The sequence below is a fragment of the Methanolobus halotolerans genome, from assembly GCF_004745425.1.
Classification (GTDB): Archaea; Halobacteriota; Methanosarcinia; order Methanosarcinales; family Methanosarcinaceae; genus Methanolobus; species Methanolobus halotolerans.
The window spans coordinates 176041-193671 of record NZ_PGGK01000005.1; the positions used below are offsets into that span (position 1 = coordinate 176041).

A 17631-nucleotide genomic window follows, 5' to 3' on the forward strand; every position below is an offset into this window, starting at 1 on the left:
TACAATGAATGCAGTATTAGGATTAGAAGATGGGACTATCGTAAAAGGCACTGGCTTTGGTGCCGAAGGTATCGTTTCCGGGGAACTTGTTTTTACCACTCAATATACTGGTTATGAGGAGGCACTGACCGATCCTTCCTATAAAGGTCAGATCCTTATGTTCACATATCCCCTCATAGGCAACTACGGTGTCAGTGAAAACTGTTTTGAATCAGACGGAGTAAAAGCCGAAGGTCTTGTTGTAAGGGAGGCATGTCCTGAGCCATCTCATTACACTTCAAAGAAGACCATTTTCCAGCTTATGGAGGATGCAGGTAAACCCGGTATCGCAGGGATCGACACACGTATGCTCACAATCAAGACACGTGAGCACGGAACAATGCGTACAGCCCTGATCAACGGCAGTGATGACGGAGAAGAAGCCGTAAGACTTGCCAGGAAGCAGCCAGGTATCTCGGATATCGACCTGATTTCAAAGGTTACATGCCCTGAGCCCTTCAGGATAGAAAGCCCGTTCAGGGACCCGAATAAGCCGGTGAATGTGGTGCTCATGGACTTTGGCAGGAAGCTAAGTATAGAAAGGAGCCTGCTGTCCAGAGGCATCGATGTGACGGTTGTCCCAGGTACTGCTTCGACATCCATAATCGAATCCTTTGAGCCGGACCTGCTCTTTTTATCCAATGGTCCGGGAGATCCGCAACAGGCAGAAAAGGGAACCGAGGCAGTGAAGAAGTTCTCAGGGGAATTACCTATAGTGGGTATCTGCCTGGGACACCAGATAATCTCCCGTGCGCTAGGTGCTGAAACATACAAGCTCAAGTTCGGCCACAGGGGTGCGAACCAGCCTGTAAAGGATTTCGAGACCGGCATAGTACATATTACATCTCAGAACCATGGTTTTGCCGTTGACGCCGATACTTTTGAAGAGGCGGAAGTGAAGATAACCCAGATGAACGCGAACGATAAGACAGTTGAAGGGATAGCACACAAGACCCTTGATATATTCAGTGTCCAGTACCACCCTGATGCGCATCCAGGTCCACTCGATTCCGAGAAGATCTTCTTTGATAAGGTTCTCAAACTGGCAGGAGGTAAGAAATAATGCCAAAACGTACGGATATTAAAAAGGTTCTCCTGATAGGTTCAGGGCCCATTATGATAGGGCAGGGTGCAGAGTTCGATTTCTCCGGGAGTCAGGCATGCAGGTCGCTCAAGGAAGAGGGTATGCAGGTCGTGCTTGTGAACTCTAACCCTGCGACCATCATGACCGATCCAGAGATGGCGGATGCAGTCTACATCGAGCCTCTTGAAGTGAAATCTGTCGAGAAGATAATAGAGAAGGAAAGGCCTGACGGTATCATTGCAGGTATAGGAGGCCAGACAGGTCTTAATATCACAAGTGAGCTTGCAGAACACGGCATTCTTGAAAAATATAATGTGGAGCTTCTTGGAACCCCCCTTGAGGCCATCAAGAACACAGAAGACCGTGAACTCTTCAAACGCAGAATGGAGAGTATTGGGGAAAAAGTACCACGCAGCAGGGCAATATCCACACTAAAGGAAGCAGAGGAACTTATAGATGAGCTCGGACTTCCGCTCATCATCCGCCCGGCATACACTCTCGGCGGAGCTGGTGGCGGTATAGCTCACTCCAGGGAACAACTTCTGGAGATAACTGAAAGAGGCCTTCGACGAAGCCGTATAAGCCAGGTGCTGATCGAGGAAAGTGTTCTCGGTTGGAAGGAATTCGAATACGAGGTCATGCGTGATGGCAATGATACATGTATAGTTATCTGTAACATGGAGAACCTTGACCCCATGGGTGTCCACACAGGAGAATCCATTGTAGTCACTCCTTCCCAGACTCTTAGTGATGATGAACATCAAATGCTCAGGACTGCTGCGATCAAGATCATCAGATCCTTCGGAATCGAGGGCGGCTGTAATATCCAGTTCGCCATCAAGGATGGGGATTACCGTATCGTGGAAGTAAACCCGCGGGTATCAAGATCATCAGCCCTTGCATCAAAGGCAACGGGCTACCCCATAGCCAGAGTAACAGCAAAGATAGCTATCGGCATGGCACTGGACGAGATCCTCAATGATGTGACCAAGCAGACCCCTGCATCCTTCGAGCCCACCATCGACTATGTAGTCACGAAGATCCCGAGATGGCCCTTTGACAAGTTCGTCAATGCAGACAGGACACTTACCACTGCCATGAAGAGTACCGGTGAGGTAATGTCCATCGGACGGACGATCGAGGAATCACTGCTCAAGGCTGTACGTTCACTGGACATCAATATGGATTTCGGATCGGATGAGTGGTCAGCCAGTGAGATAAAGACCCTTCTCAGGACACCTACAAGTGAGCGCCTGTTCGTTATCTATCATGCTCTTTGCAATGGCTTCTCCATCGAGGAAGTCTCCAGGTTAAGCGGGATAGATGTCTTCTTCCTGAGGAAGATAAAGAACATCGTTGACATGGAGGAAAGTATAAGGGGAGCAGGTTTGTCCGGTAGTATACCGGATGAGATGCTCAAGGATGCGAAACGCTTAGGACTTACCGATGCACGCATTGCAGAAGTCGCCGGGAAGAGCCGGGAAGAGATCAACGACCAGAGGCGCAATGCAGGTGTCAGTTCAACTTATAAGATGGTAGATACCTGTGCTGCGGAATTTGCTGCAGCGACTCCTTATTATTATTCATGCTACGAGCAGATGTGTGAAGCAGAACCATCTGACCGTAAGAAGATACTGATCCTGGGTTCCGGTCCAATACGCATCGGACAGGGTATAGAATTCGACTACTGTACAGTTCACGCGGTGGCGGCTATCCGCGAGGCAGGCATCGAGGCACATATCATCAATAACAACCCGGAGACGGTATCTACTGACTATGATACCTCGGATAAGCTATTCTTCGAGCCTCTGACCCTGGAAGACGTCATGAATGTCATCGAGAAGGAGAATCCGGACGGTGTGCTTGTACAGTTCGGAGGACAGACATCCGTCAACCTTGCACTACCTCTTGAAAAAGAGCTCATAAGGCGCAGTGACCTGAAGACTGTTATCATGGGTACATCCCCTGCGGACATCGATGTTGCAGAGAACAGGGAAAAGTTCAACGTTATGATGAGCAAGCTGGAGATCAACCAGCCGGATGCAGGTTATGCTATCTCGCAGGAACAGGCTATCGAGATAGCCAACAGGATAGGCTACCCGGTGCTTGTGAGACCATCATACGTACTGGGCGGTCGTGCAATGGAAATAGTCTATGACCAGAACGATCTCGAGCGCTATATGCGTGAGGCTGTGAAGGTGTCTCCCGAGCACCCAATACTCATCGATGACTTCCTTGAGGGAGCTGTGGAGATAGATGTGGACGCCGTGTGTGATGGCAAGGATGTGCTCATCGGTGCCATTATGGAACATATCGAGGAAGCGGGTGTGCACTCAGGCGATTCCGCATGTGTGATCCCGCCACAGTCACTTTCAGAAGAGATCCTCGAAATAGTACGTGATTATACCCGTAAGATCGCACTGGCCCTGAACGTAAAGGGTCTTGTGAACATTCAAATGGCTAAGAAGGGCGACACAATATACGTCCTTGAAGCAAACCCGCGCTCAAGCAGGACCATCCCCTTTGTATCCAAGGCAGTCGGCCTGCCGCTGGCAAAAATAGCAGCAAGGGTGATAATGGGAATAAGACTGGAGGAGCTTGGCTATGCATCCGGCAACGAACCTAAGGTCAAACACGTATCTGTAAAAGAAGTACTGCTGCCCTTTGATAAACTTCCGGGAGCAGATCCGATACTTGGACCTGAAATGAAAAGTACAGGCGAGGTCATGGGTGTTGACTACGATTACGGCAGAGCATTCTTCAAAGCACAGCTCAGTGCCGATAACCTGCTCCCACTCACAGGAAAGGTCTTTGTCTCAGTAAGGGACGAGGACAGGGAGCAGCTTGTTGATGTGGCCAACAAGCTCAAAGATGCAGGTATTGAACTGCTTGGTACCAAAGGAACAGCGGATTACCTTGAAGAACATGGCATTGAAATGGGAATTGTTAAGAAGGTCCATGACGGCAGTCCCAATGTCATTGACATGATGCGCCGGTATGAGGTTGCTCTTGTCATAAACACCCCTAACGACAAGCTTTCAAGGGAAGACAGTTCAAGGATACGCCGTGCGGCTGTGGATTTCAAGGTGCCTTACATTACAACCATCCAGGCGGCCATTGCAGCATCTAACGCCATAGTGTCCATGAAGAAGGGTGAAGGTACTGTCAAATCCATTAATGAATATCACAGGGAAATTATAAGTTCTTAATTTTAAGAATAGAAGGAAGGATAGGAGTTTTCTTATGTCAAAGAAAGTTGTACTTGCTTATTCAGGCGGTCTTGACACTTCGGTGTGCATCCCGCTGCTCAAGGAAGAATATGGCTGCGACGAGGTAATTACAGTCGCAGTAGATGTAGGCCAGCCAAAAGAGGATGTCGCTCAGGCAGAGGAGAAGGCGCAGAAGATCAGTGACAAGCACTTCACCCTTGATGTGCGTGATGAGTTCGTGAAAGACTACATTTTCCCTCTTATCAAGGCCAACGGAGACTATGAGGGTTATGTGATGGGCACTTCCATCGCCCGCCCGCTCATTGCTAGGAAGGTTGTCGAGATAGCGAAACAGGAAGGCGCAGTGGCACTTGCACATGGCTGTACCGGCAAGGGTAATGACCAGCTACGTTTCGAGGCTGTATTCCGCCTGACGGACATGGAGGTCATCGCACCCATGAGGGACATGAACCTCACCCGCGAGTGGGAGATCGAGTATGCGAAGAAGCACGGCATACCTGTTACCGTCACAACAGCAAAGCCCTGGAGTGTGGATGAGAATATCTGGAGCCGCAGTATCGAGGGCGGTAAACTGGAAGACCCCGGATTCATCCCGCCTGAGGAGATATACCAGTGGACGGTGTCCCCGGAAGCAGCACCTGCCGGACAGATCCTTGTCATAGGTTTCGAGAACGGTGTCCCTGTATCCCTGGACGGTCAGAAGATGGGCGGCGTGGAACTTATCGAGAGGCTCAACGAGCTCGCAGGTTCCCACGGAATCGGAAGAACGGACATGATCGAGGACCGCGTGCTGGGTCTGAAAGCGAGGGAGAACTACGAGCACCCCGCAGCCACCGTGCTTCTGACAGCCCACAGGGACCTCGAGAAGCTGGTACTCACACGGGCGGAGCTCAAATTCAAGAAGGGTGTGGACGAGCAGTGGTCAGAGCTTGCATATTACGGCCTGGTGGACGAGCCGCTCTACCACGACCTGAATGCCTTCATAGACAAGACCCAGGAGCGAGTAACAGGCACTGTCACCGTGAAACTTCACAAAGGCAGCGTCATCATACTGGCAAGGACATCTTCCTACGCTCTCTACTCAGAGGACCTCGTTTCATTCGACAGCGCCACCATCGACCAGAAGGACGCCGAAGGGTTCGCAAAATATCATGGCTTCCAGGCCCGGATGTACAGGAAAGTTATTGATAAGTGAAATCGTATGTCATTAGGCATACGATTATTTTTTAATCTTAGGCTTTTAGAAAATATATACTTTTTTTTACAGTGTATTTCTCGCTTTAGATTTAATTTCGATAAGAACTGGTCAACAGTCTGCAAATATTAATTTATGACCTCGAATATTATCAATTGTAGTTTTCTCCAGTGTATTGAAGGTCGGAGTGAAAACACCTCGGAATCAACTATAGGTGTAACGGAGATGCCTCGTACAAAGAGTTAATGTATCAATGATACCCTTAATGCATAAATGGAAGGATTGTTTTAAAAGATCGGTTGCGAAGATAGTCGTTATCCTGCAACCGGAGTAGTTTTTTGAATTAAAGTAACTAAATACAGAATATATTTGTAACTTTGTAAAACAGAGGAAGACATGTCATGGTCGATATAATGCTACTGCTGAATGATTATGGTTATGTCAGCCTCTTTATCACAAGTTTTCTGGCCTCAACGATTTTGCCACTTGGTTCCGAGGGTCTTGTTATACTGATGGTCCTTGGTAACTTCAACATCCATACTGTTGTTCTTGTGGCATCAGTAGCGAATTTCCTAGGCTCATGTACTTCCTATTACATCGGATCTACGGGGAGGAATCTCCTCATAAGCAAATATATGCGTATATCCGATGAGCAGCTCAAACGTGCAGAGAACTGTTTCAGAAAATACGGCACTTTATCTCTTCTTTTCACCTGGCTGCCGGGTATAGGAGATGCCATTACCGTAGTCGCAGGCCTCTTACGGTACAAATTCATTAACTTCGCCATATTAGTTTTCGTAGGAAAGTTTTTCAGATATGCAGCTATCGCCTACTTTGCCAGTCACTTTTGAACAAAGAAACAGAGTGAATCTTGATTTCTATGAGAACAGGTTTAGCGGATCTAGGTGTCTGGAACAAGTTCAGGAAACAGGAAGTTCATGCAAATATCTCGTCAGGTATCTTAAAAATAAAAGTCGAACCAATCCCAGGTTGACTTTGGACCCAGATGCGTCCCTTATGTAGCTCTACAAACTTTTTAGCAATAGACAGCCCGAGTCCTGTGCCTTGATTCTCTTTATTGCACATTTGTCCGGCCTGTTCGAAAGGTTCGAAGATGGTTTCCAGTTCTGATTTTCTGATACCAATCCCGGTATCGGCTATCATCACGGTCAGAACCTTGTCCGACATCGCTGTTGCGATATCGACACGACCCCCCTCAGGTGTGAATTTGATAGCATTGCTTGCAAGATTGAAAATTATCTGTTTTATCTTGAGTTTGTCTGCTATAATTTCTGCAAGTTCGTTGTTTGAAACGAATGTAAGTTTAATTCTCTTCTTTGAAGCAAGGGGGTAAAGTATTGTCTTTATTTCTTCTAAAGTATCTGAAATATTGAACTTCTCCTGGTTGAGTTTCATCTGACCTGACTCGATCTTTGAAATATCAAGTATCTGATTAATCAACTCCAGCAGATGCTTTCCACTTGAAGAGATGTTACTTACAAAACGTGTCTGCTTATCATTGAGATTTCCATACATTTCCTCCATGAGCAGGTCTGAAAAGCCTATGATCGAATTAAGAGGTGTGCGAATCTCATGGCTCATATTAGCAAGGAACTCGCTCTTCGCCCGGTTGGCATGATCTGCCGTATGAGCGGCGAGTAAGATATCTTTTTCAAGTTCTATTCTCTTATTTATCTCAGTCCTTGCTTCCTGCCATCTCCTGAAAGAAAAAAAGGTAAAAGTTACTGCAAAATAAAGCGAAAGAATGAATAATACCCCAAGTTGCCACAATTCATGAAATTCCACATAAGAGAAGATGATCTCATATAGACGAAAATAGGATGAAACAAATAAAACAAGGCATCCGAATAAGAGTATCAACGTTAGTTCCTGTCGTGCAGCATTTTTTGACAAGTGCAGATCATCAATATTAACCATGCTTTTTTCTCCCAGGATACTGTATATAAGTATTACACTAATTATTTTGAGAATATGCTTTATTATATTTATTAAAATAAATAGTATATTAACTTATTTTATACCACCTGTATAATAAAGTATAAATGTAATCAGCTTTACTTTCTTCACTATCTTCACAATTTTGCCCGCATACAATTGAAGCTCCCTGAATTCGACAAGTATTTATCTCATAATCCCTGACTTTGACTGTAGAATCTCTCAATGGATTTCTATAAGAGATTATCACAAATAATGGAGTGAAATTGAATGGTAGCTATTGTTGATAAGGATTTATGTACTGGATGTGGAGCATGTGTCGATTCCTGCCCTGTTGAAGCGATCTCAATGAGTGCCGAAGACCTTGCGGTAATCGATGCTGACACCTGCGTGGACTGTGGAGACTGTGTAGAAATTTGCCCGGTTGATGCAATTTCGTTAGAATAATGCCAAAATTTCCTGTTTCTTTTTTAATTTGAGTACTATGGAGGCATGCCGTAAAATAAAAGATATCGCGAGATCGTCAAATGATACAAATAAGGGTCCCGGGATTACCTGGCTCAAAGACCCGGCCGGGAATATCCTGTTTATAATTTAAGATGCCAGTTTACTGCCTGACATATATTCAAATTCTTAAATACAGACAAAATATTCAAACTAAAAGAAAAAAAGGTATATTCAACCCTTATTTGAACCAAGATACTTACTGAACCATTCCCCTGCCAGCCTGGCTGCTTCTTCCAGCGTTCCCGGTTCCTCGAAAAGATGGGTCGCACCGCGAACCAGCTCCATTCTCTTTTCTGAGTCCAGTCTTTCTAAAGCCCACTTGTTCATCTCTATTACAGGACTATCCATGTTGCCCACGATCAGCAATGTGGGTGCTTTTACGTTTGCCAATGCCCTGTCTGCAAGGTCGGGCCTTCCTCCCCTCGAAACTACGGCCCTGGTCTGGCCGGGTCTCTCACTGGCAGCAATAAGGGCTGCAGCAGCGCCTGTACTTGCACCGAAGTATCCTATTTTAAGATTGGCAGTTGCCGGATTTTCAACAACCCAGTCTGTGACTGCAACAAGGCGTTCGGCAAGCATTTCTATATCAAAACGAAACTGTGCGGTTTGATTGTCAATCTCCTCCTCCCCCGGAGTCAGCAGATCGAACAGAAGAGTAGCAAGCCCCTGTCCTTGGAGATAACCAGCCACAAACCTGTTCCTGGGACTGAATCTACTGCTACCGCTTCCGTGTGCAAATATAACAATACCTTTTGCACCACCGGGAATGTCGAGGTTCCCTCCAAGGGATATTGAATCAATAGTGATCTTGACACTGTTCTCTTCCTTATCTGCCATCTTCTTACCCCCTTGAAGGCATAACGGGTCCGGCCATTTCATCAGCTTTCTTCAGCAGGTCGCATACTTCCTTGTCGCTTGTCTGGGCAAAATTCTCATACCATGCTCCCACACCGTAGAAAGGCTCAGGTGTTGTCAGACACACAGTCCTATCAACCTCTGCCGCAAACTCGTCACATGCTTCCCTGGACGCAGTCGGTACTGCCACGATTATTTTGTCCGGGTTCTGCTTTCTCAGGGCCTGGAATGCTGCTTTCATGGTAGCGCCTGTAGCTAGCCCGTCATCTATAAGAATGGCTGTCTTTCCAGTAACATCCAGTTCAGGCTTACCTTTACGATACATTTCTTCTCTTCTTTCCAGTTCCACCCTTTCTGACGCAACGACCGAATCGATCGCTTCCCCGGTTATCTGCATGGACTGCACCACACCCATGTTCATGATCTTTACGCCCCCGCTTGAAATGGCTCCCATAGCAAGTTCCTCATAACCCGGGACCCCCAGTTTCCTTACAATAAAAACATCAAGTTCCACATCAAGTTCCTTTGCTACTTCAAAAGCCACTGGAACTCCTCCTCTTGGAAGCGCAAGTAAAATAACATCCTCATGTCCGGAATATTCGGAAAGCGCCTCTGCGAGCTTTTTTCCGGCATCTGTTCGATCCTTAAAGATTACCATATAATACCCACTCCACATTGTAGTTTCTAAGGCCTGCTATTTTACTGATTCGCTTAGAACAGAAAACAAACCTACTGATCATATCGATAAGCCTGTTCAATTTCCCGGATAGGGCCTTTTATATACAAAAAAAGCGAAGTAAATCCCGATGGCTTCAAAATCCTTTTTCAATGAAATTGTGCGAAAAGGCATTCATCTGACATCTATCCTGATAGTACTTGTCTACGCTTTTTTCGGGAAGCAGGCCACCCTTAGCCTTCTCATTACATATCTGGTGATAATCCTGACCATCGAACATCTGAGGCTTGACAGGGGATTCAAACTTCCTTTTGTCAGTTTTCTGCTGAGAAAGAAAGAGGTCTCAGGCCTTGGCTCACACGTCTACTTCACCCTCGGTGCCCTTATTGCGGTAGCTGTATTTAGTGAACATGTCGCCTATGCTGCCATACTTATGACAACCTTCGGAGATGCCAGTGCAGCGCTTGTAGGTAAAAGGATTGGAAAGATCAGGATATTCGGCAATGGCAAGTCTCTTGAAGGTCTTATTGCGGAATTGTGTATTGATCTTGTGATAGGCTATATTTTCCTTTCCAGCTGGCAGGCAGCTATTTTGATGGCTGCAGTGGCAACGATGGTGGAGACATATTTTGTGAAAATCGATGACAACCTTGCAATTCCCATATTTTCAGGTTTTTCTGTAGAGATATTATTCTTCCTGAGTTCCTATTTCTGATAAATCTCTGAATAAGATTACGTGATACAAATTACTTACGACGTTATTTTTCCCATATATTTTCGCAGTTAAAGCAAATTGGATTGTTTTCAATACAATCTAATTTTTTGAAAAGGTTTTTATAGATCGCGAATATAGGCTATTATATCCGAAAATTACTAGCCGGAAATATTACGAGGTAATAAATATGACATCATGGGAATATGAAATAAGATCAGTTAGATTTGGTGAATTGGACCTCACAAAGCAGGACCTGAATGAACTCGGCGTAGATGGCTGGGAGCTGGTCAAATTCTCCGACGACATTGATGATAATGGTATGATCAAGGCCTTTTTCAAAAGACCGCTTGACTGTCTTGAAACATGATCATATCATTTAATGTTCTTTATTATATCACATAACTCCTTTTTAAAATTACAAATTGTTACTGTTCCTTCTGTTTCTTCTCTGCAGGTAGATTCTACGTTAATGCTTTAAACCTTATTCTCTTTGATGATATTGGGGAGTGACCAATGAGAAAATTCTTGAAATGGCTGATAGCTATGGTACTTGTGGCAGCAGCGGTGCTTGCTGCAGGATGTACAGATTCCGGGCCAACGGACGATTCCGCTGATGATCAGGAGCAGGTTCAAACGAATGAAGTTTCTATGATGAGCCTTCAGTTCCAGCCTCAGAACATCAGGGTTTCAGCAGGGGATACTGTTACGTGGACAAATGATGATGCTGTGGCCCATACCGCCACTGCAGATAACGGTGAGTTCGATTCCGGGGTTCTTGAACCCGGCCAGACTTATTCCCATGCTTTTGAGGAACCTGGTACCTATGATTACATATGTACGATACATCCTTCCATGGTGGGTACTGTTACAGTACAATAAGCGCATTCCGGAACTGATCCAGAGATGATTTCTCTTAACTGGAGGTATAAATGTTTGATGATCGCAGGGATGCCGGTATAAAACTTGCAGAATCCCTGGATAAGTACAGAGAAAGTAAAGCACTGGTACTTGCCATCCCCAGGGGCGGAGTGGAGGTTGGCTGCCAGGTAGCTGCCTACCTGGATGCGGATTTTTCTTTGCTGATCACAAGGAAACTTCCGTTTCCCGATAACCCGGAAGCAGGATTCGGGGCAATTGCAGAAGATGGTAGTTTATTTCTTTTCAGAGATGCCACAATGTGGCTGTCACAGGATCTGATAGACAGGATCGTGGAAGAGCAGTCTGCAGAGATCCGGAGAAGAATAGGGATCCTGAGAAAAGGCAAACCTTTGCCGGAAATAAGAGACAGGACTGTCATACTGGTTGATGACGGGCTTGCTATGGGTTCTACTATGAGGGCTTCCATCATGCTATGCAAGAAGGAAAAAGCCGCAATGATCGTTGTCGCAGTCCCGGTTGCAGGGAGGGAGGTTGCTGAAGACATCGGAAAAATGGTCGATGATCTAGTGGTGCTTGATACACCCGGGAACTTCATGGCCGTTGCCCAGGTTTATAGGAACTGGTATGATGTTTCTGATAAAGAAGTACTGGAGATAATGGAAAAAGGTTGTTTGTGAAACTTTATTCAGAAAAAAATGATCAGTAACGCAAAAACTCAGAACTATACAAAAAGAAAAAGAGATAGTGACCATCAGGCCAAAATCTCTTTCCTGACCTTTTTCTTCAACGGAGTTGAAGTTGCAGGTTCATGCGTGGTTGTTGACTGTTCTTCCAGAGTGAACTTAGAGATCATCTGCTGCATGGATGCAGCCATATCCGCAAGTTCATGAGCACTTTCTGCAAGTTCGTTCATCGAGGCAGTTTGCTGCTCGACTCCTGCTGAAGCTTCCTCTGTTCCTGCGGCAGCTTCCTGTGAAATAGCTGCCACCTCATCCATAGATGAAGTTATCTCTTCAATAGAGGCGGATTGTTCCTGGGCTGCAGCTGCTATGTTCTGTGCCATTTCAGCTACCTTGCTGCTCTCTACAACGATGTTCTTTACAGCCAGGACTGTTGTGTTAAGTGCGTTGACACCGGCACCTACTGTTTCAGTACCACTTTCCATTGACTCGACCGCATCCCTGGTACCTTCCTGTATCTCATGGATCAGTTGTGCTATATCCTTGGCAGCACTGCCAGAATCTTCGGCAAGCTTTCGGACCTCATCAGCCACAACTGCGAAACCACGGCCGTGTTCTCCTGCCCTGGCTGCCTCGATAGCAGCATTTAGTGCAAGTAGATTAGTCTGATCTGCAATACTTGTTATCAGGCTCACAATCTCTCCGATCTGTCTTGACTTTCCTTCAAGTTCTGTAATTGCAGAGGCTGAACTGTCAGTTGCTCTCTTGATATCATCCATCTGCTTCAACATTTCTTCAGATTCATTCCCTACCTTGTGGATAAGTTCACTTGTAACACTTGCAGTTTCGGCCGCATGTTGTGCATTGGAGGCAATGTCCTGAACATTGGAAGTCATATCTGACATAGCATGTGCAACTTCCTCTGTCTTGGAAGACTGGTCCTGTGCACCTTTTGATATCTCACCGACTGTAAGGGATATCTGATTGGATGCAGCGGTCACCTCTTCTATAGAGGAGGATATCTCCTGGGATGTTGCAGCTACATTGTTTGCGTTTTTACTTACCATGCTAATTATATCAGTAAGAGTATCCAGTATACCATTCAAGCCCCTGGGTATCGCCTTGAAGTCCACACCAACATCAGTATCGGCCCGTGTGTTGATCTTACCTTCCAGAGCGTCGGAGGAGATCTTATCGAAATCGTCGACGATGTTCTGGATACCACCTGATATCGACCTACTGATAAGCAGTGCAAAGGCAGAACCAAGGACAATAAAGATCAGAACAGCGGTCATGATACCATTCTTTATGGCAACCACAGGAGCTTCGAACTCATCCATATAGGTTCCGGATACTATTATCCAGTCTTTGGGCTCATAGTAAGTGTAGCTCATCATCTTGTCGCGTCCTTCCCATTCATAAATGATATCACCGTTCTTGTTTGCACTTATCTCTCTGGCGAAATCATTAGCATAAATATTATCTCCTTCTATGGTAGGGTGGATGATGAGGTCACCCGTGGAATCCATTACGTACATATACCCGGTTTCACCAAATGAAACTGTTCCCATTTGCTCCTTGATCTGCGACCTGTATACCTCTTCAGGGATGCCAACTCCAAGAATACCTATTATCCTGCCGTTACTGTCTTTTATCGGATCATAGGCAGTCATATACCACTCACCAAGAACATCTGCCCTGCCAGTATATGTCTGGCCGCCCCTCACAACTGAGTTATAAACCTCCGGAGAGACCGTAGTTCCGATAGCACGGCTTCCATCCGCGTTTCGCGTTGTGGTTGATATGCGGATTGCAGAACCATCCTTTACCTGGAATACACTGACACTCCCATCGATCTTACTTTCTATAGTATCCACAAGCTTGAAGTCACTATTAAGGATAAGATCTCCTACTACCAGCTTTCCGTCAACTATTTTGGGATCGGCAATTGAATAGAACTCTATACGGGCAGTATCGATCTGCGACTGCAGACTTTGCTGTGCAATAGTGAAGGTAGTGTCAATATAATCCTTTTCCATCTTCACTTGCTCATCTAATCGTTCATTGAGCTGAGTATGGATAGCATCCGAAGTCTGACCGTAGGCGTAGAGACCCACCACTGTAACAGGTATTATTGTCAGGATCAGTGCTAAAGCAATTATCTGACGACTGATTGGTATGTTTTTAAGATTCATTTTGCACCTCTGTACATCATAATTCAAACTGTGTGATAATGTGTAACAGTAAAGTGCGATTTAATATATAACCTTATCAAATAAAATAATAATAGTATAGTATTTTAATTATTAAATTCTAAGCATAAAATTATCCAGGTGTTGCATAAACCACCACCTACAAAGGAAAGTCTTTTTAAGCTTCTCATATCACAATAGAATCTAATTAGTGTATCGTGTGACCGAATTCTCTGCTTCGGGCTCTTTATGTCTGATTTGTAATTATAAATCTCACACCAGATAAGTCTTAAACTATGCTTTCCAGTATGATCATTGAATAGTTGATAGAAAAAAGTTGCAGGATGGAAATCCTGCTTTAAGTGCTTGTTTAAGCTTCAAAACGGAAATATCAGTTTCAGATATCGAGCTTTGACATCCGGTCCACAGCTTCAGATAATCTTTCTACGGTCTGGGTCAGTGCAAAGCGTATGTACCCCTCACCATACTTTCCGAAACCTACGCCTGGTGTTGCTACAATGCCCGCGTTTTCCAGCAGGAGCTTGGAGAAGCCGATGGAGTCATATCCGCTTGGTACGGGTGCCCATATGTAGAAGGTAGCCTTGGGTGGTTTGACATCAATACCCATTTCATGAAGACCTTTAAGGAGAACGTTCCTTCTTTCAGTATAGGTGCTGTTCATATCGGCAACACACTGTTGTGAGTCAGAAAGAGCTGTAATGCCTGCCATCTGAATGGCATTGAAAGCTCCTGAATCGATATTGGACTTGACCTTACCGAAACCGGCGATCATGTCTTTGTTACCCACAGCAAATCCAAGGCGCCATCCGGTCATGTTATAGGTCTTGGAAAGAGAGAAAAGTTCAATTCCTACTTCCTTTGCCCCGTCGACGCTCAGGAAACTTGGTGCCTTGTAACCATCATAAGTCATCTCCGAATATGCATTATCGTGTACAACTACGATATTGTTCTCCCTGGCGAACTGCACAACCTCTTCGAAGAATTTTGTGTCGGCTGTTGCAGATGTAGGATTGTTGGGATAATTAATGAACATAAGCTTCGACCTGCCAAGTACATCATTTGGTATCGCATCAAGGTCAGGCAGGAAACCGTTCTCCTCAAGAAGAGGCATTATGTGAGGTTCTCCCCCTGCAAATTGTGTACCGATCTTGTAGACCGGATACGCAGGGTCAGGGCAGAGAGCCACATCGCCCGGGTTAATGAAGGCAAGAGGTATATGCGCAACTCCTTCCTTTGAACCGATAAGTGTGAGTGTTTCTGAAGCAGGGTCGAGGTCCAATCCTCTGCTCTGCCTGCACCAGTCAGTAGCAGCCTTCCTGAAATCAAGCATGCCTGTATAGGAGGGATACCTGTGTGTAGAAGGGTCACGAACTGCCTGGCACATTGAATCCACAATATGCGCAGGAGTTGGCTGGTCAGGGTCACCTACTCCGAGATCTATCACATCCACACCTTTAGATCTCATTTTAGCTTTTGCTTCGTCTATAGTCGCAAACAAGTAAGGGGGTAGTGCATTTATCCTGTCAGAGTACATTATTTCACCTAAGATTTGGACATATTTCAATAGGTGATTCCATATATAACTTCCCCTATTACATTGCACCTATCGGAAAAAGACTGAAACCGGGCTTTCTTCAAATCTTGTGCAGGAACGAAATGTATTAATAACTAAAATATAAATATAATTAATATAAAAATCAAATAGGTGTCTTTTATAAACAATCATGCAATGATGCTGCTCGAAAAAAGAGAAAAGGAATTAGAATGCATATATAGTATTTCAGATCTTTTTGATATGCATATCCCCCTGAAGTCTTTGCTCAGGGGAATCGTTAATCGCATCCCTTCTGCATGTAGCTGTTCTGAAGTTGCAGCAGCACGCATCACACTGGATGATGAAATTTACCAGACTACTAACTATGAGGATACTCCGTGGAAGATGTCTGTCGAAATAACCGTTCATGGAAAGGTCCGGGGCTATCTGAAGCTTGTCTACCTTAAAGAGCATCCTGTTCAGGATGTCGGACCATTTCTTAAAGAAGAGAAAAAGTTGATGGACGCCATCGTCTCTCGCCTTGGCAAAGTCCTTGAGAGAAGAAGTGTCGAAGATGCCCTGCTTGATTCCGAAAAAAGGTACAGGGTCATCTTCGAATCATCCCCTCTTGGAATCTTTATTGACAAGAATGGGATAATAACCCATTGCAATAGGAGCTTCTTGAAAATATTCGGATTGCCGCGTGAAGATATAATAGGAGCAGAGATAACTGATTTTGTGAATGATGAAAAGCTTGAAAAAGTTCTCTTCAGGTCCGACCAGGAAATCATGCCATATTACGAGACAGAATACTCGGTCCGAATAGCAGGCAAGCCCGTGTATCTCAGATCTTACTACGTCCCTCACAGGTCATCGAAAACCACCCTTGAAGGTGGTGTCTGCCTGATTGCCGATATTACCAAGAGTAAACAATCAGAAGATGCATTGCAGCAACAAAAAGAGCTACTTACAAGCACTTTCAATGCATTACAGGACCTGATAGTCGTCGTGGACAGAGAGCTTAATGTAGTTACAAGTAACTGGAAAAGTGAGAAGTTCATCACTCCCGAAGAGAGAGAGTTCCATCCACATTGTTATGAATGTTTCATGCACCGCGATGAGCCCTGTGACCCATGTCATGTAAAAGAGGTTTTTTCCACCGGGAATGTTACCGAAACTGAATATACGAGCCCTGTAGACGGGAAGACCCGGGAGTATCGAGTGTTCCCGGTCCTTGGTAAAAATAACGATATAGTGATGGCTGTGGAGCATATACGCGACATTACCGAGCGTAAGAGTACTGAAACAGCCCTGCAGAAATCCACGGAAGAACTAGCCAGGGCATATGAAGAACTCCAGTCTCTTGACAAGCTCAAAGATGAGTTCCTTTCAAACCTGAGACATGAGCTCAATACCCCGCTCACTACTATCAGGGGCTACAGTGAATTACTACAGGAAGGCATGTTCGGTCAATTGAACCCTGAGCAGGAAAATGCCATAAATAAAGTTGTTAACAAGTCTAAACGCCTGCATAGCCTGCTTGATTCCCTCCTATTTGCCAGCACTTCACAGGGTGGAAGGGTTAAATATAATTTTGAAAAGATAATGTTGTCCGATTCTGTGCTGTCTGCCATGGGAGAGATGTCTGAACATGCAAAGGAGAAAAGTATCTCTTTGAACTTCAACTTACCAACGGACGCCATTTTAACAAAGGCTGATGCCGATTACCTTCCAAGGGTCTTTGTGAATCTAGTAGAGAATGCAATAAAGTTCACCCCCAGAGAAGGAACTATAAATCTGTCAGCTTTTAGGGAGAATGGGAATCTGCATGCGATTGTGGAAGATGATGGCATCGGTATTGCCGAACATGACTTGCCTGATCTTTTCCAGAAATTCCACCAGATAGACAGTTCATCCACCAGGAACTACGGTGGCAATGGTCTTGGTCTATACATATCAAAAGTAATAATAGAGGACCATGGTGGAAAAATATGGATTGAAAGTGAGGAAGGTGTTGGTACAAAAGTACATGTAACACTTCCTGCTATTGATCAATAGACCTTAATTC

Annotated in this window: 15 protein-coding genes; 10 read left to right on the top strand and 5 right to left on the bottom strand. The window is 45.1% G+C overall.

Annotated elements, in window-relative coordinates:
* Positions 1 to 4 precede the first annotated feature (4 nt).
* The 4 genes from carA to CUN85_RS06615 all read left to right on the top strand — a co-directional run bounded on the left by carA (position 5) and on the right by CUN85_RS06615 (position 6399).
* Positions 5 to 1102: a glutamine-hydrolyzing carbamoyl-phosphate synthase small subunit gene (gene carA / locus CUN85_RS06600; protein ID WP_135389537.1), complete on the top strand. Its 1098-nt coding sequence runs from the start codon at positions 5 to 7 to the stop codon at positions 1100 to 1102.
* The gene (carB, locus tag CUN85_RS06605) at positions 1102 to 4332 is read left to right on the top strand and encodes a carbamoyl-phosphate synthase large subunit (RefSeq protein ID WP_135389538.1); all 3231 of its coding nucleotides are present in this window, start codon (positions 1102 to 1104) and stop codon (positions 4330 to 4332) included. The genes carA and carB overlap by 1 nt, the downstream gene beginning before the upstream one ends.
* Positions 4333 to 4366: 34 nt before the next feature.
* Positions 4367 to 5548 (top strand): argininosuccinate synthase, encoded by a 1182-nt coding sequence (locus CUN85_RS06610; protein WP_135389539.1) that lies wholly within the window; start codon positions 4367 to 4369, stop codon positions 5546 to 5548.
* Positions 5549 to 5949: 401 nt separating this feature from the next.
* Positions 5950 to 6399 carry a YqaA family protein gene (locus CUN85_RS06615; RefSeq protein WP_135389540.1) on the top strand — a complete coding sequence of 150 codons (450 nt, stop codon included), beginning with the start codon at positions 5950 to 5952 and terminating at the stop codon, positions 6397 to 6399.
* A gap of 85 nt (positions 6400 to 6484) precedes the next feature.
* On the opposite strand, the gene CUN85_RS06620 is transcribed toward CUN85_RS06615, so the two are convergent.
* Entirely contained in the window at positions 6485 to 7486 is a 1002-nt protein-coding gene (locus tag CUN85_RS06620; RefSeq protein WP_135389541.1) for a sensor histidine kinase, read from the bottom strand.
* Between the two features lie 288 nt (positions 7487 to 7774).
* On the opposite strand from CUN85_RS06620, the gene CUN85_RS06625 reads away from it, so the two are divergent.
* Complete coding sequence (locus tag CUN85_RS06625) at positions 7775 to 7951, top strand: indolepyruvate ferredoxin oxidoreductase subunit alpha (protein ID WP_135389542.1); 177 nt, start codon at positions 7775 to 7777, stop codon at positions 7949 to 7951.
* A gap of 231 nt (positions 7952 to 8182) precedes the next feature.
* Here the strand turns inward: CUN85_RS06625 and CUN85_RS06630 are convergent, their stop codons facing one another.
* Positions 8183 to 8848 carry a dienelactone hydrolase family protein gene (locus CUN85_RS06630; RefSeq protein ID WP_135389543.1) on the bottom strand — a complete coding sequence of 222 codons (666 nt, stop codon included), beginning with the start codon at positions 8846 to 8848 and terminating at the stop codon, positions 8183 to 8185.
* Between the two features lie 4 nt (positions 8849 to 8852).
* The gene (locus tag CUN85_RS06635; RefSeq protein ID WP_135389544.1) at positions 8853 to 9524 is read right to left on the bottom strand and encodes a phosphoribosyltransferase; all 672 of its coding nucleotides are present in this window, start codon (positions 9522 to 9524) and stop codon (positions 8853 to 8855) included.
* A gap of 148 nt (positions 9525 to 9672) precedes the next feature.
* Between CUN85_RS06635 and CUN85_RS06640 the strand changes: the two genes are divergently transcribed.
* From CUN85_RS06640 to CUN85_RS06655, 4 genes are all read left to right on the top strand, one after another.
* Positions 9673 to 10257, top strand: coding sequence for a diacylglycerol/polyprenol kinase family protein (locus tag CUN85_RS06640; RefSeq protein WP_135389545.1), 585 nt, complete (start codon positions 9673 to 9675; stop codon positions 10255 to 10257).
* A 187-nt stretch (positions 10258 to 10444) separates the two neighbouring features.
* Positions 10445 to 10624 carry a hypothetical protein gene (locus tag CUN85_RS06645; protein WP_135389546.1) on the top strand — a complete coding sequence of 60 codons (180 nt, stop codon included), beginning with the start codon at positions 10445 to 10447 and terminating at the stop codon, positions 10622 to 10624.
* 146 nt (positions 10625 to 10770) lie between these two features.
* The gene (locus tag CUN85_RS06650) at positions 10771 to 11136 is read left to right on the top strand and encodes a cupredoxin domain-containing protein (RefSeq protein ID WP_135389547.1); all 366 of its coding nucleotides are present in this window, start codon (positions 10771 to 10773) and stop codon (positions 11134 to 11136) included.
* A 50-nt stretch (positions 11137 to 11186) separates the two neighbouring features.
* Positions 11187 to 11813: a phosphoribosyltransferase gene (locus CUN85_RS06655; protein WP_135389548.1), complete on the top strand. Its 627-nt coding sequence runs from the start codon at positions 11187 to 11189 to the stop codon at positions 11811 to 11813.
* Between the two features lie 74 nt (positions 11814 to 11887).
* Here CUN85_RS06655 and CUN85_RS13325 read toward each other — a convergent pair whose 3' ends face one another.
* Positions 11888 to 14011: a methyl-accepting chemotaxis protein gene (locus CUN85_RS13325; RefSeq protein WP_235856228.1), complete on the bottom strand. Its 2124-nt coding sequence runs from the start codon at positions 14009 to 14011 to the stop codon at positions 11888 to 11890.
* Between the two features lie 394 nt (positions 14012 to 14405).
* The gene (locus CUN85_RS06665; RefSeq protein WP_135389549.1) at positions 14406 to 15563 is read right to left on the bottom strand and encodes an LL-diaminopimelate aminotransferase; all 1158 of its coding nucleotides are present in this window, start codon (positions 15561 to 15563) and stop codon (positions 14406 to 14408) included.
* Positions 15564 to 15734: 171 nt separating this feature from the next.
* On the opposite strand from CUN85_RS06665, the gene CUN85_RS06670 reads away from it, so the two are divergent.
* Positions 15735 to 17621, top strand: a complete 1887-nt coding sequence (locus tag CUN85_RS06670; protein ID WP_135389550.1) for a PAS domain-containing sensor histidine kinase — start codon at positions 15735 to 15737, stop codon at positions 17619 to 17621.
* The last annotated feature ends 10 nt before the right edge of the window (positions 17622 to 17631 follow it).